The following is a 631-nucleotide window of genomic DNA, read 5'->3' as shown; positions in this document are numbered from 1 at the left end:
ATACCCCAAACTTAGTACAAAACTCACATAGAAAATCACGCTGCCTGTTTTTGTGTTTTAAATTCAATCGGCGTCATATTATTTAGTGCCTCATGCGGTCTTTCGGTGTTATAAATCGTTAACCATTCTTCGGTTACCTTCCTTACCTGTTCCAGATTATTAAAAAGATATAAATCCAATACCTCTGTACGGTACGAACGATTAAATCGTTCAATATAGCCATTTTGATAAGGGCTACCGGGCTGGATATAATCAATGGTTATATCATGTGATTTAGCCCAATTAGTAAACGTGTTTCCGGTGAATTCTGGTCCATTATCGACCCGTATTTTTAATGGATATCCATGATATTCGGCCAGTTTATCTAAGTAACGAGTAATCCTTCCTGCAGGTAAACTGACCGCAATATCAATGCCTAATGCCTCACGATTAAAGTCATCGATGACATTGAATGTTCTAAAACGGCGTTGATTTTGACTACTATCACTCATAAAATCCATTGACCAACATTCTCCTTGTTTATTAGGAACTGATAACTTTTTAGGGGTTCGGGCTGGAATACGCTGTTTACGCTTAACTCTTAAGTTAAGTTTTAACTCACAATACACCCGGTAAACCCGTTTACGATTCC

General features: G+C 37.7%; 1 protein-coding gene. It reads right to left on the bottom strand.

Translation table 11 applies throughout. From position 1 onward, the window contains the following. Positions 1-35: 35 nt before the first annotated feature. On the bottom strand, positions 36-631 hold a 596-nt coding region (locus GQ590_RS12075), incomplete at its 5' end, for an IS3 family transposase (RefSeq protein ID WP_160409303.1).

Origin of the sequence: Gilliamella sp. Lep-s35, from assembly GCF_009795845.1 — a bacterium.
Lineage (GTDB): Bacteria > Pseudomonadota > Gammaproteobacteria > Enterobacterales > Orbaceae > Gilliamella.
This window is presented reverse-complemented; position numbering and strand designations above follow the sequence as displayed.